Annotated in this window: 21 protein-coding genes and 1 pseudogene; 8 read left to right on the plus strand and 14 right to left on the minus strand. The window is 70.8% G+C overall.

The features are described 5' to 3' along the window. Positions 1-206: 206 nt before the first annotated feature. Both ACZ7L1_RS27675 and ACZ7L1_RS27680 read left to right on the plus strand, forming a co-directional pair. The gene (locus tag ACZ7L1_RS27675) at positions 207-1595 is read left to right on the plus strand and encodes a hypothetical protein (protein ID WP_471440729.1); all 1389 of its coding nucleotides are present in this window, start codon (positions 207-209) and stop codon (positions 1593-1595) included. Beyond that, on the plus strand, positions 1592-3448 hold the full coding sequence (locus ACZ7L1_RS27680; protein ID WP_471440730.1) for a GMC family oxidoreductase: 1857 nt from the start codon (positions 1592-1594) through the stop codon (positions 3446-3448). Before ACZ7L1_RS27675 ends, ACZ7L1_RS27680 begins: the two co-directional genes overlap by 4 nt. A 52-nt stretch (positions 3449-3500) precedes the next feature. On the opposite strand, the gene ACZ7L1_RS27685 is transcribed toward ACZ7L1_RS27680, so the two are convergent. From ACZ7L1_RS27685 to ACZ7L1_RS27700, 4 genes are all read right to left on the minus strand, one after another. Then, a complete protein-coding gene (locus ACZ7L1_RS27685; RefSeq protein ID WP_471440797.1) occupies positions 3501-3653 on the minus strand; it encodes a hypothetical protein in 153 nt (50 codons plus the stop codon). Next, complete coding sequence (locus ACZ7L1_RS27690; protein WP_471440731.1) at positions 3650-4375, minus strand: FadR/GntR family transcriptional regulator; 726 nt, start codon at positions 4373-4375, stop codon at positions 3650-3652. Before ACZ7L1_RS27690 ends, ACZ7L1_RS27685 begins: the two co-directional genes overlap by 4 nt. A 160-nt stretch (positions 4376-4535) precedes the next feature. After that, positions 4536-6134 (minus strand): glycerol-3-phosphate dehydrogenase/oxidase, encoded by a 1599-nt coding sequence (locus ACZ7L1_RS27695; protein WP_471440732.1) that lies wholly within the window; start codon positions 6132-6134, stop codon positions 4536-4538. Next, positions 6131-6730 (minus strand): TetR/AcrR family transcriptional regulator, encoded by a 600-nt coding sequence (locus ACZ7L1_RS27700; protein ID WP_471440733.1) that lies wholly within the window; start codon positions 6728-6730, stop codon positions 6131-6133. The genes ACZ7L1_RS27695 and ACZ7L1_RS27700 overlap by 4 nt, the downstream gene beginning before the upstream one ends. A 114-nt stretch (positions 6731-6844) precedes the next feature. Between ACZ7L1_RS27700 and ACZ7L1_RS27705 the strand changes: the two genes are divergently transcribed. From ACZ7L1_RS27705 to ACZ7L1_RS27715, 3 genes are all read left to right on the plus strand, one after another. Next, positions 6845-8440: an FAD-binding oxidoreductase gene (locus tag ACZ7L1_RS27705; RefSeq protein ID WP_471440734.1), complete on the plus strand. Its 1596-nt coding sequence runs from the start codon at positions 6845-6847 to the stop codon at positions 8438-8440. 61 nt (positions 8441-8501) lie between these two features. After that, positions 8502-9389 carry a YegS/Rv2252/BmrU family lipid kinase gene (locus ACZ7L1_RS27710; RefSeq protein WP_471440735.1) on the plus strand — a complete coding sequence of 296 codons (888 nt, stop codon included), beginning with the start codon at positions 8502-8504 and terminating at the stop codon, positions 9387-9389. 169 nt (positions 9390-9558) lie between these two features. Then, entirely contained in the window at positions 9559-10269 is a 711-nt protein-coding gene (locus ACZ7L1_RS27715) for a 4'-phosphopantetheinyl transferase family protein (RefSeq protein ID WP_471440736.1), read from the plus strand. An 80-nt stretch (positions 10270-10349) separates the two neighbouring features. Here the strand turns inward: ACZ7L1_RS27715 and sbnA are convergent, their stop codons facing one another. From sbnA to ACZ7L1_RS27750, 7 genes are all read right to left on the minus strand, one after another. Beyond that, positions 10350-11393: a 2,3-diaminopropionate biosynthesis protein SbnA gene (sbnA, locus tag ACZ7L1_RS27720; RefSeq protein WP_471440737.1), complete on the minus strand. Its 1044-nt coding sequence runs from the start codon at positions 11391-11393 to the stop codon at positions 10350-10352. A gap of 51 nt (positions 11394-11444) precedes the next feature. Then, a complete protein-coding gene (sbnB, locus tag ACZ7L1_RS27725) occupies positions 11445-12515 on the minus strand; it encodes a 2,3-diaminopropionate biosynthesis protein SbnB (protein ID WP_471440738.1) in 1071 nt (356 codons plus the stop codon). Next, positions 12512-13516: a TauD/TfdA family dioxygenase gene (locus ACZ7L1_RS27730; protein ID WP_471440739.1), complete on the minus strand. Its 1005-nt coding sequence runs from the start codon at positions 13514-13516 to the stop codon at positions 12512-12514. The genes sbnB and ACZ7L1_RS27730 overlap by 4 nt, the downstream gene beginning before the upstream one ends. A gap of 20 nt (positions 13517-13536) precedes the next feature. Next, positions 13537-16128, minus strand: coding sequence for a non-ribosomal peptide synthetase (locus tag ACZ7L1_RS27735; RefSeq protein ID WP_471440740.1), 2592 nt, complete (start codon positions 16126-16128; stop codon positions 13537-13539). Beyond that, positions 16125-18596, minus strand: coding sequence for a Pls/PosA family non-ribosomal peptide synthetase (locus tag ACZ7L1_RS27740; protein WP_471440741.1), 2472 nt, complete (start codon positions 18594-18596; stop codon positions 16125-16127). Before ACZ7L1_RS27740 ends, ACZ7L1_RS27735 begins: the two co-directional genes overlap by 4 nt. A 365-nt stretch (positions 18597-18961) precedes the next feature. Further along, on the minus strand, positions 18962-19714 hold the full coding sequence (locus ACZ7L1_RS27745; RefSeq protein WP_471440742.1) for an anti-sigma factor family protein: 753 nt from the start codon (positions 19712-19714) through the stop codon (positions 18962-18964). Positions 19715-19721: 7 nt separating this feature from the next. Next, the gene (locus ACZ7L1_RS27750) at positions 19722-20270 is read right to left on the minus strand and encodes an RNA polymerase sigma factor (protein ID WP_471440743.1); all 549 of its coding nucleotides are present in this window, start codon (positions 20268-20270) and stop codon (positions 19722-19724) included. A 296-nt stretch (positions 20271-20566) separates the two neighbouring features. Here ACZ7L1_RS27750 and ACZ7L1_RS27755 point away from each other — a divergent pair, with 296 nt between their 5' ends. Further along, a complete protein-coding gene (locus ACZ7L1_RS27755; RefSeq protein ID WP_471440744.1) occupies positions 20567-21097 on the plus strand; it encodes a hypothetical protein in 531 nt (176 codons plus the stop codon). A gap of 82 nt (positions 21098-21179) precedes the next feature. Beyond that, positions 21180-22130 (plus strand): hypothetical protein, encoded by a 951-nt coding sequence (locus ACZ7L1_RS27760; protein WP_471440745.1) that lies wholly within the window; start codon positions 21180-21182, stop codon positions 22128-22130. Between the two features lie 370 nt (positions 22131-22500). On the opposite strand, the gene ACZ7L1_RS27765 is transcribed toward ACZ7L1_RS27760, so the two are convergent. Together ACZ7L1_RS27765 and ACZ7L1_RS27770 are read right to left on the minus strand one after the other, a co-directional pair. Beyond that, complete coding sequence (locus ACZ7L1_RS27765; RefSeq protein ID WP_471440746.1) at positions 22501-23091, minus strand: hypothetical protein; 591 nt, start codon at positions 23089-23091, stop codon at positions 22501-22503. Between the two features lie 392 nt (positions 23092-23483). Next, positions 23484-24311 carry a ZIP family metal transporter gene (locus ACZ7L1_RS27770; protein ID WP_471440747.1) on the minus strand — a complete coding sequence of 276 codons (828 nt, stop codon included), beginning with the start codon at positions 24309-24311 and terminating at the stop codon, positions 23484-23486. Positions 24312-24486: 175 nt separating this feature from the next. On the opposite strand from ACZ7L1_RS27770, the pseudogene ACZ7L1_RS27775 reads away from it, so the two are divergent. Beyond that, a pseudogene (locus tag ACZ7L1_RS27775) lies at positions 24487-24591 on the plus strand (DoxX family protein); the annotation flags it as partial. A gap of 127 nt (positions 24592-24718) precedes the next feature. Here the strand turns inward: ACZ7L1_RS27775 and ACZ7L1_RS27780 are convergent. Then, on the minus strand, positions 24719-24904 hold the full coding sequence (locus ACZ7L1_RS27780) for a hypothetical protein (RefSeq protein ID WP_471440748.1): 186 nt from the start codon (positions 24902-24904) through the stop codon (positions 24719-24721). Between the last annotated feature and the right edge of the window lie 94 nt (positions 24905-24998).

Consider the following 24998-nt stretch of genomic DNA (forward strand, 5'->3'; position numbering starts at 1 on the left):
CGCCGCGGTGCCGCGCGCCGCGGGCGATCGTACCGGCGGCTCCAGGCAACGGTAGGGGCCCGCCGCCGGCCAGACGTCAAGAGCCGCCGCGGGGCGGGCCGTTCGGCCCTGCGGGAGCCCATTGACACGGGAGGAGCCCGGTGCTTCAGTGGCTGAGCCACTCAGCCACACCACTCAGCCACGTCACTCTGCGGAGGACCTGCCGGATGAGCTCACGCAGCACAGCCTTTACCGAGATGATGTGCGGCACCGTGCGACTCGCCGGCGACACGGGGACTCGGCGGGTCCGGCTGGACCTCGCCGTGCGGGCGGCGTCCACCCTCAGGCCGCTCGGGAGCACGACCGCCCGGGTGTCCGGGCGGGTTCGCATAGAAGGTCTGGTCGACGACCCGGGCGCCGTCGGTGAGATGGAGATATCGCCGCTGGCCCGGCGCAGGATCGTCTACCGTGTCGGCTTCACCGCCGGTGACCGCAAGTACCTGCTGCTGGGCTGGAAGTCGGTCTCCTTGCGCCATCCGGTGGCGTCGATGACGGTGCTCCCGTACACCGTCTACGAGGAGGGGAACCAGGTCGGGCAGGGCACGTTGCGGTTCCCTCTCGCGAGCCGGCTCGTGCCGTTCCTGGCGAGCTGGCGCTTTCCCCGCCGCGACGACAGCGCCACCGCTTACACACCGCGCTGGGACGGCTCGCCGGGGCGGACGGAGGTCTGGTACACCACCCTCACCGATCCCGTCACCGGTACCGGCGTGTGGTTGCACCATGAGCTCACGGCGCCCATCGACGGGGCGACGGCGTACGCTCACGGCTGGGTCGCGGTCTTCCCTCCCGAAGGGCCTGTCGAGTACGCACGGTTCGGGCCCGAGCCCTGGGTGGCGTTTCCGCAGGGGTTCGGCACCACCGAAGTCACGGTGCGGCCGCGACGGTTGTCCGGTGCGGCCGGGCGCTTCCGCTGGGACGTGGAACAAACCTCGCACGGCGCGCCGCTCTACACCTTTCCCCGGTGGGCCTGGCGGCGCCCGCTCCTTCCCGCCGCGCAGATGCTCCCCGCGTCGAGATCCCGGTTCACCGGTGTCGTGGAGCATCCCGGCGGTCGACTCGACCTGTGCGACGCGCCGGGAGCCACCGCGCGGGTCTACGGGCACGGCAACGCGCGTCGCTGGGCATGGCTGCATGCCGATCTCGGTGGCGGAGACGTGCTGGAGGTCGTCGCCGCGGTGGCGATGCGGCCCGGACTCAGGAAGCTGCCGCCACTGGTGTTCCTGCGCCTGAGCAAGGACGGACGTACCTGGCCGCGACGCGGACTGCGCACCGCCGTCGGGTGGGCGGGACTCGGGCGGTTCCGCGCCCACATCGGTCTGCCGGTGTGGGCGGTCACCGGGCGGGCCGGCTTGCGTCGCATCCGCGTGACCGTCACCCAACCCGAGGAACGCACGCTGGCCCTCGAGTACACCGACCCCGACGACAGCAGGCTGGTGTGCCACAACAGCGAACGCGCCGACGCCCGCATCGTCGTGGAGCGGTGGTGGGGCGGCTGGCGTCCCGAGGCACGCTGGACACTGACCGGGACCGCCCATGCGGAAGTGGGCCGGCGATGAGCCGCAGTCTCCGGGGTCTGGTCGCCGCGTTGCTCGCCGACGACGGTACGGAGCACTGGCTCGCAGCCGTCCCGCACCGGCTGGAGTCCCTGCTCGCGTCGCTGCCGTTGCCGGCCCGCGTGGGGATCAGGTGCGGGGCTGCCGCCGTCGACGCCTATGCCACGCTGAGCACCGGAGCACGACTGGACCGCCTCTGCGTCGGCGACCGTGACGCGGTCCTCGCCTCCCTCACCGCCCGGCCCGCGCTGCTGCCCCTGCTGGACGCCCTGAAAGTCCCTGCCGTGCTCGCCGGGAGCACCGAGCGCATGCTGCACAGAGCCGCCGGCACACGCCCCGCGTCTGCGGCACCGGTTGACCCTCCGCTGGACTGCGTGCCTTCCCCACAGTGGCCGGACCGGTCCACGGCAGACGTGGTCGTCGTGGGGTCGGGGGCCGGCGGCGCGATCGCCGCGCGCACCCTGGCCCGGGCGGGGATGCGCGTCGTCATCCTGGAAGAGGGCCGCAGGCACACCACCGCCGACTTCGCACGGCGTGTGCCGCTGGACCGCTTCACCGAGCTCTACCGCGACGGCGGCACGACCGTGATGTGGGGCCGACCGCCTGTGCTGCTGCCCACCGGACGCGCTGTGGGCGGCACCACTGTCGTCAACGCCGGCACCTGCTATCGCACACCTCGTCGCGTCCTTGCGCGCTGGCACGGCACCTTTGGCCTCGGCATCGCAGACCCGTCGGCATTCGCCGTACACCTCAACGACGTCGAACGCGTCCTCGGTGTGGCACGACAGCCGCTCGACGTCCTCGGCCGCAACGGCCTCCTGGCCCTGGACGGCGCCGGCCGTCTGGGCTGGCGAGCCGTCCCGGTGCGCCGCAACGCCCCTGGATGCCGGGGCTCCTGCGAGTGCGTCGTGGGATGCCCGACCGGCGCCAAACAGAGTGTTCAGCTCTCGGTGCTGCCCGACGCGTGCGCTGCCGGCGCCCGGATCGTCACCTCTGCCAGAGCGGAGCGCATCCTCACCGACCCTGACCGCCCGGGCGGTCCGCGGTGCGCGGGAATCGCCGCGAGGCGTGCCGACGGCTCTCGGTTCGAGATCCTCAGCCCGATGGTCGTCGTCGCGGCGGGCGCCCTGCAATCCCCCCTCCTGCTCAGGCGCTCAGGGCTCGGACAACATCCGCGGATCGGCCGGAATCTCGCCGTGCATCCGGCCACCAGTGTCGCGGGCCGTTTCCCTGACGCCGTCTGTGACGGCCCCACGGTGTTGCAGAGCGTCGCGGTCGAGGAGCTGCACGACGACGGCATCCTCATCGAGGCCACCGCACCGCCACCCGGAATGGGTTCCTTCGTCCTGCCCGGCGCCGGACGCGACCTCCGCGCCGAGCTCGAGGGAGCCGAGCGCCTCGCCGTCCTGGGAGCGATGATCGCCGACCGGCCCGGCGGCAAGGTCCTGGGCGCCCGGTACCCGCTGCTGCGCTACGACCTCGATCCGAAGGACGGCTCCTCGCTGCTGCGCGCCATCGCCGCCATGGGCGAAGTACTCTTCGCGGCAGGCGCCGACGAGGTCCTCACAGGACTCCCCACGACGCCCAAAGTCCGCTCCGTCAGGGAACTGAAAGCGGCACTCGGCGATGTGACGCCTCGTCAACTCCACCTCTCGGCCTTCCACCCCACGGGAACCATCGCCCTCGGTGCGAACGACCAGGTCGCCCCCGCGGACCCTCACGGGTGGTTGCGCGGAGTACGCGGTGTGCTCATCGCCGACGGATCCGCCTTGCCGAGTTGCCCCGAGGTGAACCCTCAGCTGACCATCATGGCGACCGCCTCGGCCCTGGCCTCGGCCGCCACCCGATCCGCCTGACCACCACGCTCGCCCCGCAGGCAGCCACCGCAATGGCCGTTCTGCCGATGCCTCACCCACGGCTGTTCACGAACAGGCTCTGCACGCTGCGCCCGATCGCACCGCGGGTGTCATGGAGTGCGGCCTCCACCATCCCCAGTCCGTCGGCGTCGATGCCGGTACGGGCGTCGAGGCAGACCCACTGCCGCGGTCGCAGGCCGGTCAGGAGACACGGGCCGACTGTTTGGAGCGTCGATTCCCGGGTGCCCCCAGCATGACCTTCTCCGTGTCACGCAGATACTTCTCCGCTGCCCGCTCCGCGTCCTGTGGCCTGCGGTCGATCACGGCCCGCACCAGGGGGCCGAGTTGGGCAGCGGCCTTGGCCGGGTCCTCGAAGGGCGCCCGCAGGGCGCCCCGGACGGGCAGGTACGCGTTGAACAGCGTGTTGGTGAGCAGCAGGTACACCCTGTTGCCGGTGCACCGAGCCAGCTCGCGGTGGACTTCCACATCGGCGAGCTGAGCGGCGTCGGCGTCGACTGCCGCGTCCACCGATTCCAACAACTCGGCCAGCCTGCGCGCTTGCCGCGCGGTGCGCCGGGTTGCCGCGCGACGAGCGATGAGTGCGCCGATGTGTCGCCGTACTTCGAAGATGTCCACCAGCCAGCCGCTGTCCTGGGAGGCCAGCATCGGCAGGAGATCGGCCCCTCCGACCCTCAGAAAGTCACGGACCCGCGTGCCGACGCCATGCCGCGTGCTCAGCAGGCCCGCCTGTTCGAGACGGGAGAGGGCGTGCTTGAGCGTCGTTCGGGTGACACCGTATCCGGCCGCGAGTTCCCGCTCCGACGGCAGGAGACACCCCGGGGGGTGGGTCCCACTGATGATGTCCTCGCGCAGCCTGGACTCCAGAAGGTCGACCACCGTCTGACGCGGGATGCTCTCTGCCGCCACGGACCATCTCCACTTTGCTCACGCTGGACCAGTGGCTCAGCCACCACGAACACGCTAGACAGTGGCACGACACCTGGTCAAGGCCCGGCCTGTCGCCCGATGTGGCAGCCGAGCACGACCCGCCCGCGTCCTTCGCGGGCGGGTCGTGGCACGGTCCCGGTCAGTCGCCGACTCCGGACTCGTCGAGTACTTCCCGTGCGGCTCCCAGCGCGGTGGCTCGGTCGTCGGGGACCAACCCGATACGAGTGCGACGGTCGAGGAGGTCGGCCGCGTCCAGTGCCCCTTCGTGGCGTACGGCCCACAGCAGTTCCGCGCGGGTCACCGGGTGCCCTTCCAGGACGGGCCGCGCGAGCCGGGGGTCGGCCGTGGCCAGCGCGTGGACGGCCGGCGCCTCGGTGCCGTAGCGGTTGATCAGGCGTCGCGGCGCGCGGAGGGCGCCGAGCACCCGGGGCGGTGCGGCACCGACCAGAGGGAGTGCGCTGGTCGGGGAGGTACCGGCGGACAGGCCGTGGGTGGCGACAGCGGCGTCGACCGCGTCCTCGGCCATGCGCCGGTACGTGGTCAGTTTGCCGCCCACCACGGTGACCACACCCTCCGACGAGGTGAGCACGGCGTGTCTGCGGGAGATGTCGGCGGTGCTCGGCGCTGCGCCCGAGTCGCCGCCCGGGGTGCTGTCCAGCAGCGGCCGCAGTCCCGAGAACGCGCCTACCACGTCCTCTCGGTGGACGGGGACGTCCAGGGCGGAGCCGAGGACGTCGAGCAGGAATCCGATGTCGGTCTCCGGCACGTCGGGTACGTCCGGTACGTCGCCTTCCACTGGTTCGTCGGTGAGTCCGACGTAGACCCGGCCGTCGCCCTGCGGCAGGACGAGGACGAAGCGGTTGGTCTCGCCGGGGATCGGGATGTGCAGGCCGGCCGGCAGAAAGCCCAGGTGGTCCGCGCGCAGGACGAGGTGGGTGCCGCGCGAGGGCCGTATGCGGACCCCGTCCACGAGGCCGCCGGCCCACACACCGGAGGCGTTGATCACCGCGCGGGCGCGGATGTCGCCCTCCTCGCCGGTGAGTTCGTCGCGTATCCGGGCACCGGACGCGGTCAGTTCCAGCGCCCGCACCCGGGTGAGGATCCGTGCGCCCCGCGCAGCCGCCGTACGAGCGATCGCGGTGACCAGGCGGGCGTCGTCGGTCACCCGGCCGTCCCAGGACAGCAGTCCGCCGCGGAGCCCCAAGCCGCGCAGAGCGGGAGCCAGATGACGGGTTTCCGCAGCGGAGAGCCTGCGTGGTGCGGGCAGTGTGGCCCGCGCCGTGCGTGCCGCCAGACGCAGCGTGTCGCCGGCGCGGAAACCGGCCCAGGCCAACGCCGCCTGGCCCCGGGAGACCAACGGGGTCAGGGGCAGCACGAACGGCTGTGCCCGCACGAGGTGCGGAGCGGTGCGCTCCATCAGGACGCCGCGTTCGAGGGCGCTCTCGTGAGCGACGTCGAGCTGGCCGGAGGCGAGGTAACGCAGTCCGCCGTGGATGAGCTTGGAGCTCCAGCGGGAGGTGCCGAAAGCCAGGTCGTGGGCGTCGACGGCGACGACCGACAGTCCGCGGGCGGCGGCGTCCAGGGCGGCCCCGGTGCCGGTCGCGCCGAGGCCGACCACCAGGACGTCCACGGGCGCGCCACCGACGGTCTCAGCCAGTTCGCGCAGGCGGCGGCCCGCGGTCAGGGACGAGCCGGCAACCGCTCGTTGCGAGGAGGCCGGACTGCTGCTGGAGCTCATGGTGTGAGGGTCCTCTCGAGGATGGTCCGCAGTTCTGCGGAGAAGGCCTCCGCGCTCAGCTCGGCGTCGTCCTCCTCGGTCATGGTGCGCAGCGACAGGGTGAAGGACTGGGCGACCAGGAGCAGGGACCTGGCCTGCCGTTCGGGGTGGCCGGGGCGTACCGACCCGTCCGCGTGCCCCTCGCGCAGGGCGTCGGCGAGCAGTTCCAGGAGGGCTTCCTGGCTCGCTCCGCGCCGGTCCAGCACGTAGGGGATGAGCAGTTCGGGATCCACGTCGACGATCTTGCGGAAGAGGGGGTGGCTCCGGAAGGCGTCCACACCGTGGACGAGGCCGTCCACGATCCGGGTGCGCGTGGTCGTGCCCGGCCTCGGGTCCGGCATCGCGCCGGTGGCCGCCTGAATCCACTCCCGGGTCATCAAGTCACCCACCAACGAGCGCACATCGGGCCAGCGGCGGTACAGCGTCATCCGGGAGACGCCCGCGCGGCGGGCCACGTCGGTCAGCGTGGTGCGCCGCACGCCGACGGCCAGGACGCAGTCGCGGACCGCGTCGAGCACTGAATCGCCGTCCGAGGCGTTGTGACGAATAGGCGTCATGTGTCACAGTGTAACGCCCTCGGCGGTGCGATGGGCGGGGCTCCTCCGCGACCGCACTGCCGCGACGACTGACTCGCGACGCCCCCGTCGCGACGACCGGTGAGGACAAGCGCCATGGACATGCTGTGGAGCGGCTGGGGTGACCCGGCCAGGGCGACACCGCTGCCCGATTCGGTGATCGGGCTGCTGCGCGACCTGCTCGGGGTCAAACCGCGCAGCGCGGAGCCGATCGCCCTGGAAGAGATCGCCGTACCCGAGCCGCTCCTCGACCCGGCCGCACGCCGGGCCCTGCTCACCGCCGTCGGCGGTGAAGAGCATCTGCGCACCGACGCCGAGTCCCGTATCCGGCACACCCGCGGCAAGTCCACGCCGGATCTGCTGCGCATCCGGGACGGCGACGTGAGCGACCTCCCGGCAGCGGTGGTCCTCCCGGCGAGCCATGAGGAGGTCCTCGCGGTGCTGACGGCGTGCGCCACACACGACCTGGCCCTGGTCCCCTTCGGTGGCGGCACCTCCGTCGTCGGCGGACTCGCCCCCGAGTCGCGGCGCCCCTTCGTCGCGCTGGACCTGCGCCGCATGGACGCCCTGCTCGACGTCGACCCGGTCTCCCGCACGGCCACCCTCCAACCCGGTCTGCGCGCCCCGCACGCCGAGTCACTCCTGGCCGGGCACGGCTTCACGCTCGGCCACTTCCCGCAGTCCTACGAGTGGGCGACGATCGGCGGATTCGCCGCGGCCCGCTCCAGCGGTCAGGCCTCCGCCGGGTACGGCCGCTTCGACGACATGGTCCTCGGCCTCACCCTCGCCACCCCGTCCGGCACTCTCGAGGTGGGCCGCGCACCGCGCTCGGCGGCCGGGCCCGACCTGCGTCAGCTGATCCTCGGCTCCGAGGGCGCGTTCGGCGTCATCACCTCGGTGACCGTACGGGTCCGTCCCCTCCCCCACACCCGCGTCTACGAAGGGTGGCGCTTCGACTCCTTCGAAGCGGGCGCAGCCGCCCTGCGGCACCTCGCCCAGGACGGACCGCGGCCGACCGTGCTGCGCCTGTCGGACGAGACGGAGTCGCTGATCGGCCTCGCCCAGCCCGACGCCATCGGTGCCTCGGGCCTTCCGCAGAACGCCGGATGCCTGGCCATCACCGGATACGAGGGCACCGAGGAGGACACCGCGCAGCGCCGGGAACGGGCCGCGGCCGTGCTGCGCGACAGCGGCGGCACCTGTCTGGGCCGGGAGCCGGGAGAGCGCTGGGCCCACGGCCGCTATTCGGCTCCCTACCTGCGGGACGCACTGCTGGACGCCGGGGCGTTCGCCGAGACGCTGGAGACGGCCGCCTTCTGGTCCCGCCTCCCCGGACTGTACGCCGCCGTCCGCGAGGCGCTCACCGGCACGCTCACCCGGTCCGGCACACCGCCGCTGGTGATGTGCCACATCTCCCATGTCTACGAGAACGGCGCTTCCCTGTACTTCACCGTGGTCTCCGCCCAGGGCGAGGAGGCCCTGGCGCACTGGGCCCAGGCGAAGCGCGCCGCCAACGAGGCGATCCTGACGGCAGGCGGCACCATCAGCCACCACCACGGCGTGGGCACTGACCACCGCGACTGGTACGTGCGGGAGGCCGGTCCACTCGGCATCGGCGCCCTCCAGGCCGTCAAACGCCGGCTGGACCCGACAGGTCTGCTCAACCCCGGCGTCCTCCTGCCCGCCGACTGACCCACCCCCGCCCACCCCGACTTTCGTCCACAAGCCGTCAGGCGCCTCTGGAGGCACACCGATGCGACAGTTCACCGCCATCGTCAACCCCACCGCCGGCGGATCCACCGGGGTCGCGGTGCTGCTCCACGTGGCCCGGCTGCTGAGGGAGGCCGGGGCCGAGCTGGAGACCGAGTACAGCCGCAGCCTGGCCCACGCCGGTGAGCTCGCCCGCCAGGCAGGGCAGCGAAACCGCGTGGTCCTGGCGGTCGGCGGCGACGGCATCGTCGGCGGCGTCGGCGGGGCCCTCAGCGGCACCGACACGCTCTTCGGCCTGATCCCGGCCGGCCGAGGCAACGACTTCGCCCGTGCGCTCGGCCTGCCCACCGACCCGGAGGCACTGGCCCGGGTACTGCTGCACGGCGCTCCCCGGTCGGTGGACACCATCGAAGTGGAGTCCGCCCACGGCCGCGGTGTCGTCCTCGGCAGCGTGTACGCGGGAGTGGACGCCCTCGCCAACCGTCACGCCAACCGCTCCGCGCTCCTGAAGGGCGCCGCCTCCTACTACGCGGGCGGACTGAGAGCCGTCGCCACCTGGCGCCCGGCCGCCTACCGGGTCACCGTCGACGGCGAGCAGCTCTCGCACCGCGGCTACACCGTCGTCGCCGCCAACTCGCCCTACTACGGCTCCGGCCGCATCATCGCCCCCGGAGCCCGCGTCGACGACGGACTGCTCGACGTGGTGATGATCCGCGAAGCGCCACGCCGGCTCTTCTTCACCCTGATGAACGAGCTCAAGTCCGGGGCCCACATCCACCGCCCCGAAGTGCGGATCGCGCAGGGAAGAGAGGTTCGCATCGAGGCCGACCGGGAAGTGCCGTGCGGCGCCGACGGCGAGGTCGACGCCGTCCTTCCCGTCACGGCCCGGATCCTGCCCGGAGCACTCGCCGTGCTCTGCCAGGGAGACTGACCCGGCTCGCAGGCGGCCCGCCGGCTCCCGGCTCCGGAACCGCCCCGGCCGCCGGATAATGGGGCAAAGGGGAAACAACACGGTCGTGCTGGGGAGAAGGAAAGGTCGCCGTCTCCCGGCCCGTCCCGGTGTGGGGGCGGGCCGGTGCGCGTGTCAGGGGTGGTGTGCCATGTCCGTCCCTTCCGTGCCCGAGCCGGTGGTGTCGATGGGCGGGCTGCTGCCGGCCGTCGCCCGTACCGCGCAGATCGTGGGGCAGGACGACGACGTGCGGGTCCTGCCCGAGGAGGTCACGGCTCTGGGCCCGGTCCCGCAAGCCAGGATGTGGGAGTTCGCCGCCGGCAGGACCTGCGCCCGGCGCGCACTGCGCGCTCTGGGACTGCCGGCATCGGCGATTCTGGTCGGGGCGCACCGCGAACCGGTGTGGCCGCGGGGAACCGTCGGCAGCATCACGCACTGCCCTGGTTACTGCGCGGCGGCAGTGGCGCTGGAGCAGGACCTGGCGGCGGTGGGCATCGACGGCGAGCCTCACGAGGCGTTGCCGGCCGGTGTTCTGGAAGCGATCACCGACCCTGCGGAACGGGCGGCTCTGGAGGATCTGCCCTCGGGGCCCGTCTGCTGGGACCGGGTCCTCTTCAGCGCCAAGGAGAGCATCTACAAGGCGTGGTTCTCGCTGACCCGTACGTGGCTCGACTTCACCGAGGTGTTCGTCACCGTGCACTCTTCCGATGGGAGCTTTCACGGGCGTCTGCTCGAGCGCGTCGTCGACGAGAGGGCGCCGGCTGGTTTCGACGGGTGTTTCGTGGTGGGCGCCGACCTTGTGCTGACGGCCGTCACCGTGGCGCGGGCCAGGCCGCTCCCCTCGGGGGTGGGAGACCGGTGACAGCCGGAACGGCACCGCCCCTGACTGCCTCGCGGGGGGCGCGTCGGTTCTGTCAGGCGCCGAGAGTCCGCGTCCGGCGGCTACGACCGTTTGCCCGGCCATCGCGCCGCGGACGCCGGCCTGGTTTCAGGGAGATCGGCAGGCATCTGCGCATCGCTCGTCACGACATCGTCGCCCAGGACGGCGTCGCCGTAGAGATCCCGGATCCAGTTGGCCTGGTAGACGGTGTCGAGATAGCGCTCACCCAGGTCCGGCGCGATGGCCACCGCGGTGAGGTCCGATGTGTCACATCGGGCCAGCCAGTCGACCGCCCCGCTGACCACGGTGCCCGTGGAGCCCCCGAAGAGGAAACCGTGCCTGGCCAGGCGGTGACAGGCCCGGATGGTGTCGGCCTCCTCGACCTCTATCGCCTCGTCCACGTACGACGTGTCCAGCAGTGGCGGTTGCATGCTCATCCCCAGTCCGGGAAGCATCCGGCGCCCCGGCGCTCCGCCGAAGGTCACCGAGCCGACGGTGTCGACGGCGACGATCCGCACGGAGCGGTGCCAGCGCCGGAACCAGCGGGCACAGCCCATGAGCGTTCCGGTGGTGCCCGCTCCGACGAACAGCACGTCAAGGCCGGGGAAGGAGCGTGCGATTGCCGGGGCCGTCCGGTGATAGTGCGCCTTCCAGTTGTTCGCGTTGGTGTACTGGCTCAGCCACACGTACCTACCGCTCCGAGCGCATTGCCTGCGGATGTAGTCGAGGCGGGCACCGAGGAAACCGCCGTGCGGGCTGGGCTCGGTGACGACGTGGACATGGGCGCCGAGTGCCTCCATCAACAACCGGGTCGACAGGTTGCAGCGCGAGTCCGTCACACACAGGAACCGGTAGCCCTTGCTGGCCGCGATCACGCTCATGGCCACGCCCATGTTGCCCGACGAGGACTCGAGCAGGACCGAGTCGGGTGTGATGGCCCCTGCCCGTTCCGCGGCCTCCACCATCTCCCTGGCGGGCTTCAGCTTGATGGAGCCGGCGAAGTTGAACCCCTCGCACTTCAGGAACAGCGGCTGCCCGCAGATCGACCGCAGGTCGACGTAGAGGTCCTCCTCGTTGAAGCTGTACGGATCGGATATGACTGGCACGATGGCCTCCGTGGATCGAAGGGCGGCTCGGTGCGCGGTGCCGCGGGCCGCTCATCCGTAGCGGTTCAGCTCGTGGAAGAAGTCGTCGATGACGTTCAGTCCTCCGGACTCGGCGACCTGGTCGTAGACGTACTTGCCGACGGCCAGATCGAGCACTCCCAGGCCGAAGGGTGAGAAGATCACGGGGCGGTCCGGCGGCGGTGTGACGCGCCCGGACATGACGTCGTCCAACGTGCCGTCGAGGAACTGCCGATTCCCGGTGAGCCGTTCGGTCAGGTGCGGTGAGGTGTCGGCCCGCAGGCAATGCTCCACGTCGTCGACGAAGTTGGCCGAGGCGAGCAGCACCTCGGGGGCCAGGTCCCGCAGCGATATGTGCAGCACCACCGGACCGTGCGCGAACCACGCGGGGTCGTGGACGTGGGGACGCGCGGCGACCGTGGCGAAGACCACCAGGTCGCTGAGGCGGATCACCTGCTCCGCACTGTCGTGCACGGTGACGGGCCCTGCGGCCCCCGACTGCTCCAGGCAGCAACGGAAGGCCGTCGCGTTGTCCGGCGACAGGTCGAACACGCCGATGTTCTCGAACGACCAGCCGGTGCCGGCCAGAAACGTGTGGATGTAACGGGCGATCACACCGGCTCCGACAAAGCCGAGGTGGGTCGGGCGAGGCCGTTTCCGGCTGAGCCAGTCGGCTGCGAGCGCGGCCGACGCCGCTGTCCGGGAGGCGCTGATGATCGAGCTTTCCAGGCAGGCGAACGGGTAGCCGGTGTCATGGTCGTTGAGGATGAGCACCGCCGATGCCCGAGGGATTCCGACCGTGACGTTCTGGGGAAAGCTGGATATCCACTTCAGGCCGTCCACCCGTGTCTGACCACCGAGTGACGCGGGCAGCGCGATGATCCGGGAGGACGGACGGTCGTGGAAACGCAGGAAGGAGGACGGCGGGTTCACCGAGTCTCCTGCGGCGTGCAGCCGATAGGCGATCTGCACCAGCTCCACGATGTGCTCTTCGCGCCCCTGCAGGGCGCGCTGCACCTGCGCGCCGGAGATGACGGCAAAGGGAGGCACCCGCAGAGTCCCGGACGGGGTGAGCCGGGTGGCGGGCGAGCAGGTGGTGGTCATCGCGTCATCACCTCCGTGGTCGGCGAGCAGCCGGCCAGGTGCACGGCGTCGGCCAGGGCGACCATGACGTCGCGCGGTCCTTCATAGGCTTCTCTGCTGTGCGCGGTCCGCAGGTTGTCGACGAGCAGCAGGTCGCCGTCCTGCCACGGTTCGCGTACGGTGTGGGCCTGGTAGACCTGGTTGATGAGGTCGACGGTGTCCCGTGCGATCGCATCGCCGTTGCCGTAACGGGTGTTGAACGGCAGCCCGTCCGACCCGTAGAGATCCACCAGGTATTCGCGTATCTCCGGATCCAGCGTCCATTCGCTGAGGAACGCTATCTGGTTGAACCAGCAGCGCCGCCCCGTGAGCGGGTGACGGATCACCGCGCTGCGGCGTTGCCTGGTGCGCAGGCCACCGTCGGGTTGCCAGGCGAACTCGATGGCCGCGGCGCGGCAGTAGTCCTCGACGGCTGTGCGGTCGTCGGTCCCGAACGCCTCGGTCCAGGAGGCGCCGATGTCGTCGTTGTAGCTCCGGGCGAGCAACCAGCCCTCGTGCTCGAACCGCTCGACGAGTGCCTCGGGCAGTGCGGCGAGTACGGTCGGCGAGTCGGCGAGTGCGGTCGCACCGCCGCTGCCGGGCGAGACCAGGCAGGCGAACTGCATCAGGCCCGGGAACCGCAGCGCGTAGCTGAGCTCGTGGTGCATGCACATCGTCCGGTTGGGCGGCCACGTCGACGACGAGTACACGCCGGTGCCGTAGCTGCGCCGCGCGGCGAACGCCTCCGTCTCGACCATCAGGGCGGTGGCCAGCTGGGTGAAGACGGACGCGGTTCCGGCCACATCGCGCAGCCCCAGACCGCGCACCATGACGGCACCGTGCTCGGTGACCAGGCTGCGCAGCGGGTCCCGGTGTTCGGCCGCCCAGCGGTCGGGACCGTCGGTCGGGCCGGTGGTCAGGATCGGTACGGGGCCGAGCCGGAGGTCCAGATCGACCGGTCGTGCGGTGAATGAGGACGACATCTCGCATTGCCTCCAGCGGTTCACGAAACGGTCGGGGACGACGCGGCTCGGGACGACGCTCGGGCGTCGAGCAGGCGGGCCAGATCGGCGAGCACCGGATGGTGCGTGAGGTCTTTCAGGGACACCGTGCGGTCGAGCCGGATGGCGAGTTGGAGCGCTGTGAGTGAGGTGCCGCCGCCGTCGTCGAAGAAGTGGGCGTGCCGGCCGATCCGGTGCTGCGGGATGCCGAGCACCGCCGCCCAGGCGGCGGCCAGGCGCTCTTCGGTCGGTGTCCGCGGCGGTTCGCCGGTCCTTGACGCCGCCGCGGCGCAGGTGTCGTGAGGTCCGGTGTGGTCGAGTTCCCCGGCGAGCGATGCCAGGGCCTTGCGGTCGACCTTGCCGTTGCCGGTCAGCGGGAGGTGATCGCGCCAGTGGAAGGCCGAGGGGACCATGTAAGCGGGCAGTTGGCTGCTCAGGTGCTCTCGCACGGTGGTGTCATCAGGCGGGTGCTCACCGCAGCAGAAGGCCACCAGGCGCCGGTCCCGATCGCCCTGGGTGACCGCTACGGCGCCGGCGCGCACGCCGGGCACCTGCAGCAGGGCGTTCTCGACCTCCTCGATCTCGACGCGGAATCCGCGGACCTTCACCTGGCTGTCGCGGCGGCCGAGGAACTCCAGCTTGCCGTCGGGCAGCCAGCGGCCGTGGTCGCCGCTTCGGTAGAGCCGGTCGCCGGTGCGGTAGGGATCGGTCGTGAACGCCTGGCGCGTGCGCTCGGGATCGTTGACGTAGCCGCGGCCGACGCAGACTCCGGCGAAGACGATCTCGCCGGGGGCGCCGAGCGGTACCAGTGACAGGTTGTCGTCGACGACACGGACCCGCACGTTGTTCACTGGGCGGCCGAGCGGGATCCGGTCGGTGTCCGGCGCCTGGTCCATGACTTCGTGGTTGGTGTCGTCCGACGTCTCGGTGAGCCCGTAGGCGTTGACGAGCCTGATCCCCGGCCGGACGCGGAACCAGCGCTCCACGAGGTCCTTCTTCAGGGCCTCGCCGGTGACCGACACGCACTGCAGGTCCGGCAGCTCGCGCGGGCGCGTCTCCAGCGAGGACAGCACGGCGTCGAGGTAGGAGGGCACGGCCTGCAGGATGCTGACGCGGCCCTCGGCGACCGTCTCGAGGTAGCGCGGGACGTCCTCGATCACCTCTTGGGGCACCAGCAGTGTCCTACCGCCGACCACGAGGGCCGCCAACAGCTGCCACAGGGAGATGTCGAAGCACTGAGGTGCCGTCTGGGCGACGACCCGGCCCTCGCCGATCAGCAGATCGTCGATCTTGGCGTGGATGTGGTTGAGCATCCCGGCGTGTTCGCACATCGCGCCTTTGGGCTCGCCGGTGGAGCCGGAGGTGAAGAAGATGTAGGCGAGCTGGTCCAGGGGCACGTCCAGGTCCGGGTCGCCGGCCGCGTCCCTCGCACCGTAAGCCGTCTCGACCAGCAGGGTCCGCACCCCGTTCAGTGCGTCCACGGCTCGCGAGAGGGTGGTGGTGCTGCCGGGCTCGGTCAGCACCAGTCGGCACCCGGCACGCGAGAGCATGGTCGCGATGCGGTCGGCGGGGAAGTGCGGCTCGACGGGGAGGTAGACACACCCGGCCTTGAAGACTCCGAGGACGGCGGCAGCCCAGTCCACGTTGCGTTCCATCACCACCGCGACGACGTCCTCGCGCCCCGCCCCCAGCCCGAGCAGGGCCCGAGCCACGTAGTTGGCGCGCTCGTTGAGCTCGGCGTACGTCCACTGCCGGGGCCCGTGCACCAGGGCCACACTGTTCGGGTGGTCCCGTACTCGCTGCTCGAACAGGGCGTGGACACAGCGCTGCGGAAGCTTTCGCCGTGGCCCGGCGAATCCGTCGAGCTGGAGGCGAACCTCTGCGGCGGACAGCAGGCTCTGCTGCCCGTGCGGGGCGGCGGGATCGGCGGCCATCAAGGCCAGGGCGGCCAGGTGGTAGCCCACGATACGCGCGGCGCACGGGGCGTCCACTGCATCGCGTCGGTACCGCAGCCGCAGGGTGTGTCCGCTGTCGCTCCACGTGGACATGACCTGCCACACGGTGCCGGCGGGGAGCTCGCGGAGTTCAGCAGCCCCTGCCCTTGCGGCATCGGCCTCGCGGTCGGCCGGGAACGCGGCGAACGAGGCTTCGCTCAGGGGACCGGGCAGCTGCAACTCGCGCTCGAGGTCCTCGACCGGGGCGTGCTTGTGCGCCAGCAGGTCCGTTTGGGCACTCCGGGCTTCCCGTACCAGTGCCCTCCAGTGGGGGTGATCGGTCGTCAGTCTGCACGGCAACGGCCGGGTGCCCGGCTCGGCGACGTAGCCGGTCGTGACGTCGTGCTCGCCGGACAGGGCGGCCAGTACCTTGGCGTGGGCCGCGAGCAGGACCGAGCTGAGCGGCACGGCCATGTCGTCGGCCAACCGGCGCACTGCGGCCATGACGTCTTGGGGGATCGCCGCCTCGTGCTGTGCCACGCCCGGCACCGGGGTGAGCGTCCAGCGCGGAACGGTGGTGAACCCGCCGCGGGTGAGGACGGACCGCCAGAACTCCTCGTCGCCGGGCTGGAACACAGGGGCGTCGGGTGCGAGGGTCATCGGCTGCTCCCTCCCACGTCGTCGTGGCCCCGCTCCAGCTCGCGGGCCGGATTCCCGCCCCACCGGGAGTTCTGCGGGACCACCTCTCCCTTCATGAGGAAGGAGTCCGCGGCGAGCACCGCGCCGTCGCCCAGCGTCACGCCGTAGTGGACCAGGGCACCGACACCGATCGTGCAGCCGCGACCGAGCGTGGTGCTCTCGGACTTGAAAGTGCCGTCCTCCTGCGAGTGGCACTGGATGATGCTCCCCGCGTTCAGGATGCACGCGTCGCCGATGGTCACCATCGGCCGCTCGGTCACGTAGCAGCCGTCGTCGAACACCCGGTGCCCGATCCGGACGCCCAGGAGCCGCCAGATCACGTTCTTGAACGGAGTGCCGTTGAAAAAGCGCAGATACGTCTCGGACGGCACCTTCCAGTACCGCTCACGCCACCAGAACCGGGGATCGTAGATCGAGCAGTACAGGGCCTCTGGACGGCGCGCCGTGGTGACGAGACGCTCGACCAGCACGAAGTACACCGCGGTGAAGACGACAACGAGTACGTCGGCGAGTGCGATGGCAGATGCGCCCAGCCGGGCGTAGGTGTCGGCCGCCCCGGCGGCGAGCAGAGCGGCACACATGAGGTAGATCCACCGCGCCAGCAGGAACCAGCCCATGGTGGCCGCGTTGTGCTTGTTCTTCGCCGCAAGGCCACGGCGCAGCTCTTCTCCTGTCCTGAACCGGTCGAACCGGCTGTCGCGCAGGACCGTCCTCGGGATCTCGAAGCTGGGTGAGCCCAGCAGCCCCACGCCTTCCCGGACTTCTCCGTCGACAGGCACCATGACCTTCGTGGCCAGAAGGCAGTCGTCGCCCGTGCGTGCCCGCGCCGGATAGGCGATCCGGTTCCCCAGGAAGCTGTGCGCCCCGATCGATGCCCGGGACACCTGGAAAGCGGTACTGGAGAAGTCGGCATTCACGATCGACAGGCCGTCGGCGACCATCGTTCCGCTGCCGACGGAGCTCATGAACGGCGTCTCGTGCCTGACTTCCGTGCCGAAATTCGATCCCGTCTGCTCGATGTGGGAGAAGTCGTAGCCGATGGCGCGCAGATAGTGCACGATGCAGGAACTGTCACCGAACAGACGGGTGAGGTTTCGCCTGTTGGTGAGCCGCGAAACGGCTCGGTGGGTGGAGTGGCGCCATCCGTACAGCGGGTAGTCCCGGCCTGGTACGACGGCGCGACGGAGCAGACGGGGAAGAGCGCTGACGAGCAGCAGGCCGAGGATCACGCCGCCGAGGACGAGCACGGCGGCGGCCACCGCCACATCCCGGTAGAAGGTGCCGTTGGCCAGGACGGTCGGGCCCGGCTCGATGACCGTGTGGAGTTGCGGAACCGCGACCAGCAGCATGATGCTGCCACCGACCGCGAGCGGTACGTACACGAGGAAGGCGGTCGCCAGTTGCAGTGCGCTGTGCAGGGCTCTGCGCAGCATGGCGTGCGGCGTCTCGCCCACGACCTGGAAGTTGGCCTCGGTCCACTGTGCGGGGGACCCGTGCCAGCGCTCGCCATCCGGCACCTCCTGACCGCTGTGCAGCGAGGAGGCGTGGCCGAGCTGGGCTCCGTCGCCCAACGCCGCTCGGATGTCGATCACCGTGGCTTCGCTGACCAGCACCGACTTCCCGATCGTGACCGGGCCCGATTCGATCAGGCCCGCTCGGGCGCGATAGCAGGGGAAGAACGAGTCCTTGCGGATGACGGTGCGCTCACCGACGGTGAGCAGGTCGGTGCAGACCGGCACGTTGCGGGAGAGGATCACGGCACCTCGGCCGATGTCGGCGCCCAGCACGCGTAGATAGAACACGTACAGGGGCGAGCCGACGAACAACACCAGCGGGTCCGTACGGATCAGTGTCCTCACGACCCAGAAGCGGACGTATCCGAGGGACCAGATCCGGATCTGCCCCGGCTTCCACCGGCCGATGAGCATCCACTTCACCATGACGGGCAGGGCGCACAACCCCGCGAAGACGGCACCGCCGAACAGCACCGACCGCACATACACATCGAGCAGGCCCGGCCCGGCGGAGATCCACTCGTACCCCCAGGCGGTGGCCGTCGCCACGAGGTAGGTGTAGCCGAGGAAGGCGAGGGCCTGAAGGATTCCGCACAGCACGTAGTCCGCCGCGCCGGCCGTGTCACCGACCGGGGCGCCCGTGGTCTGCGGCTCCCGGGCCGGAGCCTGGGTGGGCGCGGCGGCTGTGGGCGCGGGCGCGATGCCGGGCACCGCTGCCGCCAGACTTCGGATCGTGGGGTGTTGATAGATCTCCTTCATCGACACCGAGGGCAGGCCCGCCCTCTTGCGCAGCCGCGCGCAGAAGTGCGCCATCACCAGGGAATCGGCACCCAGGTCGTCGAAGAAGTGACTGTCGGCCGGCACCTGCTCGATGCCCACGACCTCGGCCAGCACTTCTGCGAGTGCCTGCTCCATGTCCTCGGCGACGAGCGGTTCGGTCGGCTCTCCCCGTCGAGTTGCCTGGAGAGGCCGGGAAGGCCCCGCATCGGCCGGTGCATCGTCGACGGCGGCCTGACCCCCTGGCCGGCTGTCGCCTGCTGCGCTTGCGCGTGCGCCTGACGCGAGCTTCGATTCTGACCCCATGCCTTGTATACGAATCACACGCGTCGGCGTATTGGATGCTCGTAGCATTTTCTTACATTTCGGGCACACGTCTCGTGCAGCAGAAGGAAGGTGAAGCAGGGGCCGGCCGCATACCCCCGCGAGTCGAAAGCGCCCGGCTGGACCTGCTCGGCGGCAGCTGAGCTCGGCCGTTCACCACCGCACGTGGCGCCCACCCCCTACGCCTGGTGCGAGGCGTCGAAGCGGGCCGTGGCGAGCAGCCTGCCGTCGGACGACGTCAGCCGGGCGCCGGTCACCGCCGAGGGGTCGACCGGGGCCGGGCCGCCCCAGTAGCCGTATCCGTCGTGCAGGGTGAAGCTGCAGACCCGGACCGAGGAGCCGTCGTCGCGCTCCAGCTGCAAGGAGACCGCCCCGCTGTACGGAATGCCGGCGTCGGCGAGGTCGACGGTCATGTAGACCCAGCCCGGAGAACCGGGATGGGCGAAGACCTCACCCGTCGACTGGCTGACCCGCGGGGACGTCAGTCCCGCCCAGAGCATGCGCGCTCCCGCCTCGGCGGGGTGCGAGGGCCCGGTCGTGACGCCCTCGATCGCCGTGCCGACCGCCCAACCCCCGAACCCGAAGGCGAGGGCGAGCGCAGCCATGGCAGCGGCGACCCTCAGCCGTACCCGTCCCCGCAGGCGCCCGCGCGGGAAGCCGGACCCGCGGGCCTGCGGACGCTCCTCGCGCGCCGGCACGCCCTGCGTCAGCGCCTCCGCCACCCGGGTCTCGAACCCGACCGGCGGCTCACCGCACGGCAGCAGCCCGATCAGCCGGTCGCCGACGAGGGTCAGCTCCTCGACGTACTCCCGGCAGTCCGCGCACCGGTCCAGATGGGCGACCGCCCCGGCCCGCTCAAGCGCGGGCAGCACGCCGAGGGCCAGCTCGGGACCGTCCTCCCGCACCTGCTCACAGGTCACGTCACGGCACATGGTCGCCTCACTTCGGAGACGCGAGGGTGGTGCGCAGCTTTCCCATCGCCGCCCTGATGCGCGTCTTGGCGGTGCCCAGCGGAATCTTCTCCCAGTCGGCGATCCGCTCGGCCGTCATTCCGTAGATGCCCGCCATCACCAGGGCACGGCCCTGTTCGCGCGGGAGTTCCGCCACCGCCGCCCGCAGCCGGGACGACGCCTCGTCGGCGAGGGCCCGCCGCTCGGGCGTCTCACTGACGACGTCCAGCATCGCGTCCAGGTCCTCGGGCGCCACGAGCTCCGGCCGTCGGGAACGCACGGCGTCGATGGCGAGGTTGTGGGCGATGGTCGTCAGCCAGGTCATCACCGACCCGCGGCGCGAGTCATAGATCTGCGCATGCCGCCACGCCCGCTCGAACGTCTGCTGGGCGATGTCCTCAGCGAGCTGCGGATCCCCGGTGACGGCGATCGCGACACCGAAGACCCGGTGCTGGAACCTCCGTACGAAGCCGATGGCGAGCTCCGGATCACCGGTGGCCAGCCCGGACAGCAGAGCCTCGTCCGGGAGACGGCCCACGGAGAACCGGAACCTCTGCACACCAGTAGATACGGTCCGCAGTCGCCACGGGATTGCACGGCCGTCCCGGGCCGAACGTCAGCACCCGGCCCGGGTGTGTCGCGGGCCGTATGGACCGTCAGTGCTGTCCCCTGCGTTCACTACCGGCGCGTCAGTCACGGCCGGCGCGAGCGGCGGAGAAAGCGGCCGGCGCCACCGCCGGCCATCACAAAACGATCACTACTCCTCCACATCTCTCCCGCAAGTCGCACCCCAGGCGCTACCGTCGTCGCTTCTGACTCGTCCTGGGGGGACACATGGCCAACCCGTACATACCTCCACCACCGCCTGCTCCGCCGGTCCGTCCGGCCCCGAAGTGGGCCCGGAAGCGGTACGTGCTGCCCGCGATCGGCTTCGCCTTCTTCCTCGGTATCGGCACCGGCGCCGGCGGACAGAACGGCAACAGCGTCAAGACGGCGGCCAGTGAGCCGCGGCCGACCGCAACCGTCACTGCGACGGCCACAGCGACAGCCACCGCGACTCCTGCGCCGGGGCCGACTGTGACGAAGACGGTGCCGGTGAAGGTGAAGGTGACCGTCACCGCACAGGCAGCCACCGACAGCAGCTCCGGGTCCGACAGCGGCAGCGACAGCGACAGCGGCAGCGACAGCGACAGCGACAGCCAGAGTGCTTCGGGTACCTGTTCGATCGTCTCCAACTCGGGGAACTGCTATTCCGCCGGCCAGTTCTGCCGCAACAGCGACCACGGAGCATCGACGACGGACGCCGGCGGTACGAGCATCACCTGCGCACCCAGCGGCAGCAGGTGGCGCTGGACCTACTCCTGACCGGGACCCAGGGCCGCACGGCGACTGATAACGATCCTGGCGTACACCTTGTGTGACAGCTTGCCGTCCTTAGCCTACCGACATGGCATTTCTCTCAAGCCGCCGCGGAAGGGCACGTCTGGCGCCGGAACTCGACGACGTGCCCCTGCGCCGACTTCTGAAGTCCCTCTTGGCGACCGCCAAGACCGGCACGATCGCGACGACGGACCTGTGCATAGCCCAGATGTCCCGCCTCATGAACCAGGACACGGACGACTGGGACCGCCGTACCCACCGCATGTCCGTCCTGGCGGACTACCTGTCCGCGTCGCATCTGCCGACGGCCTGGGCGACGCGTGAGCCCCGCAACGCGAGCGCCCTCGTCCTGCACGCATGGACGCGGCTCGTACAAGGCCGCTCCCAGGGGCGCCTGGAGGACGCGGCCAAGGTCACCGAGAGCTGCTTCCGGGCCGCCGAGCTCGCACCGGAAGACCCCACTCCCTGGGTGGTGTTGCTGGGAGTGTCCCGCCTTGAGCATTGGGAGCAGCAGCAGGTCTTCGCCGTGTGGAACGAGGTGCTGGCACGCGACCCCTGGAACCGCGAGGCGTACCTGAGCATGCTGCGCTATCTCAGCCCCGAGGAAGCCGGCTCACGCATCCAGGTGCTGGAGTTCGTCGACGCCCTGTGCGCCCGCATGCCCACCAACGCCCCTTGCGCGGCAACGGAACTCACCGCCCAGGTCCTGCAGTACCACGCCGTCCTCGCGCGAGGCGGAATCGAGGCGCTGGTGGCGCGCAACCACTGGTCCCACGGACCTGCGGCTCAGGCTCTCGACCGTGCGGCCCATACCTGGGTCCAGCCGGCCTTCTTCCGCCATGCCGCGGCCCTCGCCGACCTGAACCTCCTCGCCTACGCGCTGACGGCCGCCGACCGGTGGCAGGAGTCCCGCCCGGTCTTCGAGGCACTCCAAGGCACGGTCACCGGCTGGCCCTGGCACATCGGCGGCGACCCCCTGACCGAGTTCGAACAGGCGAAGAGCAGGGCCGCCGCGTGACCGAGCCCTCCCCAGGGTCCAAGTGGCCGCTGCGGCAGGCGACTTCGGTGATCACGTGGATCAGGATGTGCCGCACGTCAGGCAGCCGCCGGGTCGGCCATATCTCCACGGGCCAGGCGGCGGGCTCCTGCTTGCGCGCACCCTCGCCAGGGGCGAGAGACGTACCGCCCCGCTGCCAACCCTTCAGGGCCCGACGGTCGCCCCACGCAGGGCCACCAGTGGCAGTCACTTCCACGCCCTGGACGGAACTGGTCCCGGGGCGCGCTTCGCGGTGCCGGCGTCCCCGCCGCGGCCGTCGGCACCGCTCCTCAGGAGGCACCTCACGATGCCGGAGGCAGGCTGTCTGTCAGCCTGTCGGGAATGAGATGGCCTATGAGGCTGACGCGGAGGCCGAGGTGCTCGGCAGCGGAGGCAGGGTCACGGTCGGCGTCGGGGTCGGGCTTGGCGTGGGCGCGGGAGTCGGCGTGGGCGTCGGGGTCGGAGTCGGGGTCGGAGTCGGCGTGGGCAGACCGCTGCCGTTCAGCACCGCCTCGATGTAGTTGTTCAGGGCGGTCACGAAGGCGGCGATCGCCGCAGACACCTGGCCGGCGTCGCCGGAGCCGAGCGCCTGCACGAGGTCGTCGATCGCCTTCTGCAAGGCGGCCAGCGCATCGCTCGCCGGGTCCGCGGCCACAGCTGCCGACGTCTCTGCCCGGAGCTGGACGAGGGCGTCCTGTGCGGCGCTGCCGAGCCTCTCGGCCTCGGCGGCGGGCAGTCGGCCGTTGTCCGCCTCCAGTACGGCGTTCGCCAGGTCGGCCACCGGGGCGAGCCGGGGGTCGCGAAGGCTCTTGAGCTGTGCCAGAAGCGCGTCCGTGCCGGCGACGGGTGTGTGCGGAGATGCCGCGTGGCTGCGCTCGCCGGCCGAGTCGCCCGCCACTGCTACGGGGCCGGCGACACCGACCAGGAAAGCGGCGCAGAGCACGGTGCAAGCGGTACGTCGTGTGGGCAGACCAAACATGGGTGTCCTTTCGGTGAACCTCGGATCTTGAGCCCACCGTGTAAGAACCAGTGCCCCTCTGCAACTGCTCAGTCACCCTTCGAAGTTGCCATCGGCCCCACCGTGCCCGCATCGTGCCTGATGAGGTGGGCGATCAACGCCAGTCCACCTCGCGGACCTGTTCGGCGGAAGGGCGCCGTCCCGCCCTCCCGAGACAGGAGTTCCGATCGAGACTTCTGTTCGACCCCGGGCGTCTGCAGCGGTACGGCCGGACGGCGACGGCGACGGCCCGGACCGCGGTGGGGCCGTGCCCCCGAATGGCCGCTACGGGGACACGAGCCGGACACGCCTTGACCCCGGGTGCACGGCCACTGGGTTCAGGCGCCGGCGGCCGTGACCACCGCGTCCGTGGCGAAGCCGAGGAGAAGACCCAGCAGGATGCACCAGGTGGTGAGGGTCTTGAGTCCGGTCCTGCGGGCGACGGCCAGCAGTTCGATGACCACGTAGAGGATCGACCCGGCGGCGAGGCCGAGGAAGGCGATCGACAGGGTGTCGTCGACCAGGTGCTGGCCGACGAGTGTGCCGAGGAAGGTGGGGCCGCCGCCGATCAGGCCGAGCCACAGCAGGGCGAGCCAGGAGGGGCGTTCACCCTCGGCGGCCAGGGGGGCGACGATGCCGAAGCCCTCGGTGGCGTTGTGCAGGCCGAACCCGATGATCAGCAGGAGGGCGAGGGAGAGTTCGCCCTTGGCGGCGGAGTTGCCGATGGCCAGGCCCTCGGCGAAGTTGTGCAGGCCGATGCCGGTGGCGATCATCAGCGCGAGGGAGCCGGCCTGGCTGCGCGTCCTGGGTGCCAGTTCGGCGGTGGCGGCGGCACCGGGCCCCGCGGGCCGTGCGGCGGCGGTCCGGCGGCGGCTGAGCCAGGCGTCGTAGTGCACGAGCCCGGCCAGTCCGATCGTCAGGCCCGCGGCCAGGGTGGCACCCCCGGACGCGACCGTTGCCCACTCGTGCTTGCCCAGCGCTTCGTCGACCGGCTCCCAGGCATGGGTGAGGACATCCCACACGAGGAAGGTCAGGATGCCGATGGCCACGGCGTTCAGGGCCGCCTTGAGACGGGGGGTGGGGGTGCGCAGGCGGCCGATCGGGAGGCCGAGGTAGATGGTGAAGCCTGCGATCGCGCCGAGCAGGGCGATGTTCGCGCTGGACATGGGGAAGCTCCGGTCTGACGTGCGGGGACGCGCTGAACCTAAGTCAGGCGAGCCTTACCTAACAACTCCAGGAGGCCGACTTCAAAAAAGCTTGGGGATCTCATTACCGAGTGGTGCGGCAAGCTGTTCGCACCTCCCCCCAGAAGGCCGGTGCCAACGCAAGGAGGCCCTGCTGATGGCTGGGCACGGCGCCCAGAAGCTGTTCGGGCTCTTCGGCGGCAAGGGCCTGACCGCGACCGGACAGGGGTTAGCAGCCCTCGGTTACCGCCCGGGGAAGGTGACCAAGGTTTGTTGGTGAAATAGGAGGTCGTGATGACCGGTGAGTCCCAGCTTCCGGCGAAGCGTCCGGTCAGCGCTTCGCTCGCCGGCCCGTCGGCTACCTGCCCGGCGGCCGGATTCTGGGCCTGTTAGGAGCCGTAGGCCTCGTCGCCGTCGGCGAATGCGACGGCGTACTCCTCCAGGACGGCCGCACTCGGCTCGGGCTCGCCGGTGATCGCCCACAGTGCACCGGCACCCTCCACCAGGGGCAGCGCTGCCCTCCGCACCGTCGGCCGGCCATCGTGACCGATCAGGATTCGAGAAGCGTCGGTCAATGAGGTTCACCTAGGGTGACCTCCACGGATTCCACCATTCCTTCGAGGATCGCGACGACGTGGACACGGCGGGGTGCACCGATCACGGTCGGCC

This window comes from Streptomyces sp. NPDC107546 (genome assembly GCF_055639175.1).

What these genes read in the sequence shown, in the direction of transcription:
- ACZ7L1_RS27675 (WP_471440729.1), top strand. Translation starts at nt 207, where the DNA reads ATGAGCTCACGCAGCACAGCCTTTACCGAGATGATGTGCGGCACCGTG.
- ACZ7L1_RS27680 (WP_471440730.1), top strand. Translation starts at nt 1,592, where the DNA reads ATGAGCCGCAGTCTCCGGGGTCTGGTCGCCGCGTTGCTCGCCGACGAC.
- ACZ7L1_RS27695 (WP_471440732.1), bottom strand. Translation starts at nt 6,134, where the DNA reads ATGAGCTCCAGCAGCAGTCCGGCCTCCTCGCAACGAGCGGTTGCCGGC.
- ACZ7L1_RS27700 (WP_471440733.1), bottom strand. Translation starts at nt 6,730, where the DNA reads ATGACGCCTATTCGTCACAACGCCTCGGACGGCGATTCAGTGCTCGAC.
- ACZ7L1_RS27705 (WP_471440734.1), top strand. Translation starts at nt 6,845, where the DNA reads ATGGACATGCTGTGGAGCGGCTGGGGTGACCCGGCCAGGGCGACACCG.
- ACZ7L1_RS27710 (WP_471440735.1), top strand. Translation starts at nt 8,502, where the DNA reads ATGCGACAGTTCACCGCCATCGTCAACCCCACCGCCGGCGGATCCACC.
- ACZ7L1_RS27715 (WP_471440736.1), top strand. Translation starts at nt 9,559, where the DNA reads ATGTCCGTCCCTTCCGTGCCCGAGCCGGTGGTGTCGATGGGCGGGCTG.
- sbnB (WP_471440738.1), bottom strand. Translation starts at nt 12,515, where the DNA reads ATGACCACCACCTGCTCGCCCGCCACCCGGCTCACCCCGTCCGGGACT.
- ACZ7L1_RS27730 (WP_471440739.1), bottom strand. Translation starts at nt 13,516, where the DNA reads ATGTCGTCCTCATTCACCGCACGACCGGTCGATCTGGACCTCCGGCTC.
- ACZ7L1_RS27735 (WP_471440740.1), bottom strand. Translation starts at nt 16,128, where the DNA reads ATGACCCTCGCACCCGACGCCCCTGTGTTCCAGCCCGGCGACGAGGAG.
- ACZ7L1_RS27740 (WP_471440741.1), bottom strand. Translation starts at nt 18,596, where the DNA reads ATGGAGCAGGCACTCGCAGAAGTGCTGGCCGAGGTCGTGGGCATCGAG.
- ACZ7L1_RS27745 (WP_471440742.1), bottom strand. Translation starts at nt 19,714, where the DNA reads ATGTGCCGTGACGTGACCTGTGAGCAGGTGCGGGAGGACGGTCCCGAG.
- ACZ7L1_RS27755 (WP_471440744.1), top strand. Translation starts at nt 20,567, where the DNA reads ATGGCCAACCCGTACATACCTCCACCACCGCCTGCTCCGCCGGTCCGT.
- ACZ7L1_RS27760 (WP_471440745.1), top strand. Translation starts at nt 21,180, where the DNA reads ATGGCATTTCTCTCAAGCCGCCGCGGAAGGGCACGTCTGGCGCCGGAA.
- ACZ7L1_RS27770 (WP_471440747.1), bottom strand. Translation starts at nt 24,311, where the DNA reads ATGTCCAGCGCGAACATCGCCCTGCTCGGCGCGATCGCAGGCTTCACC.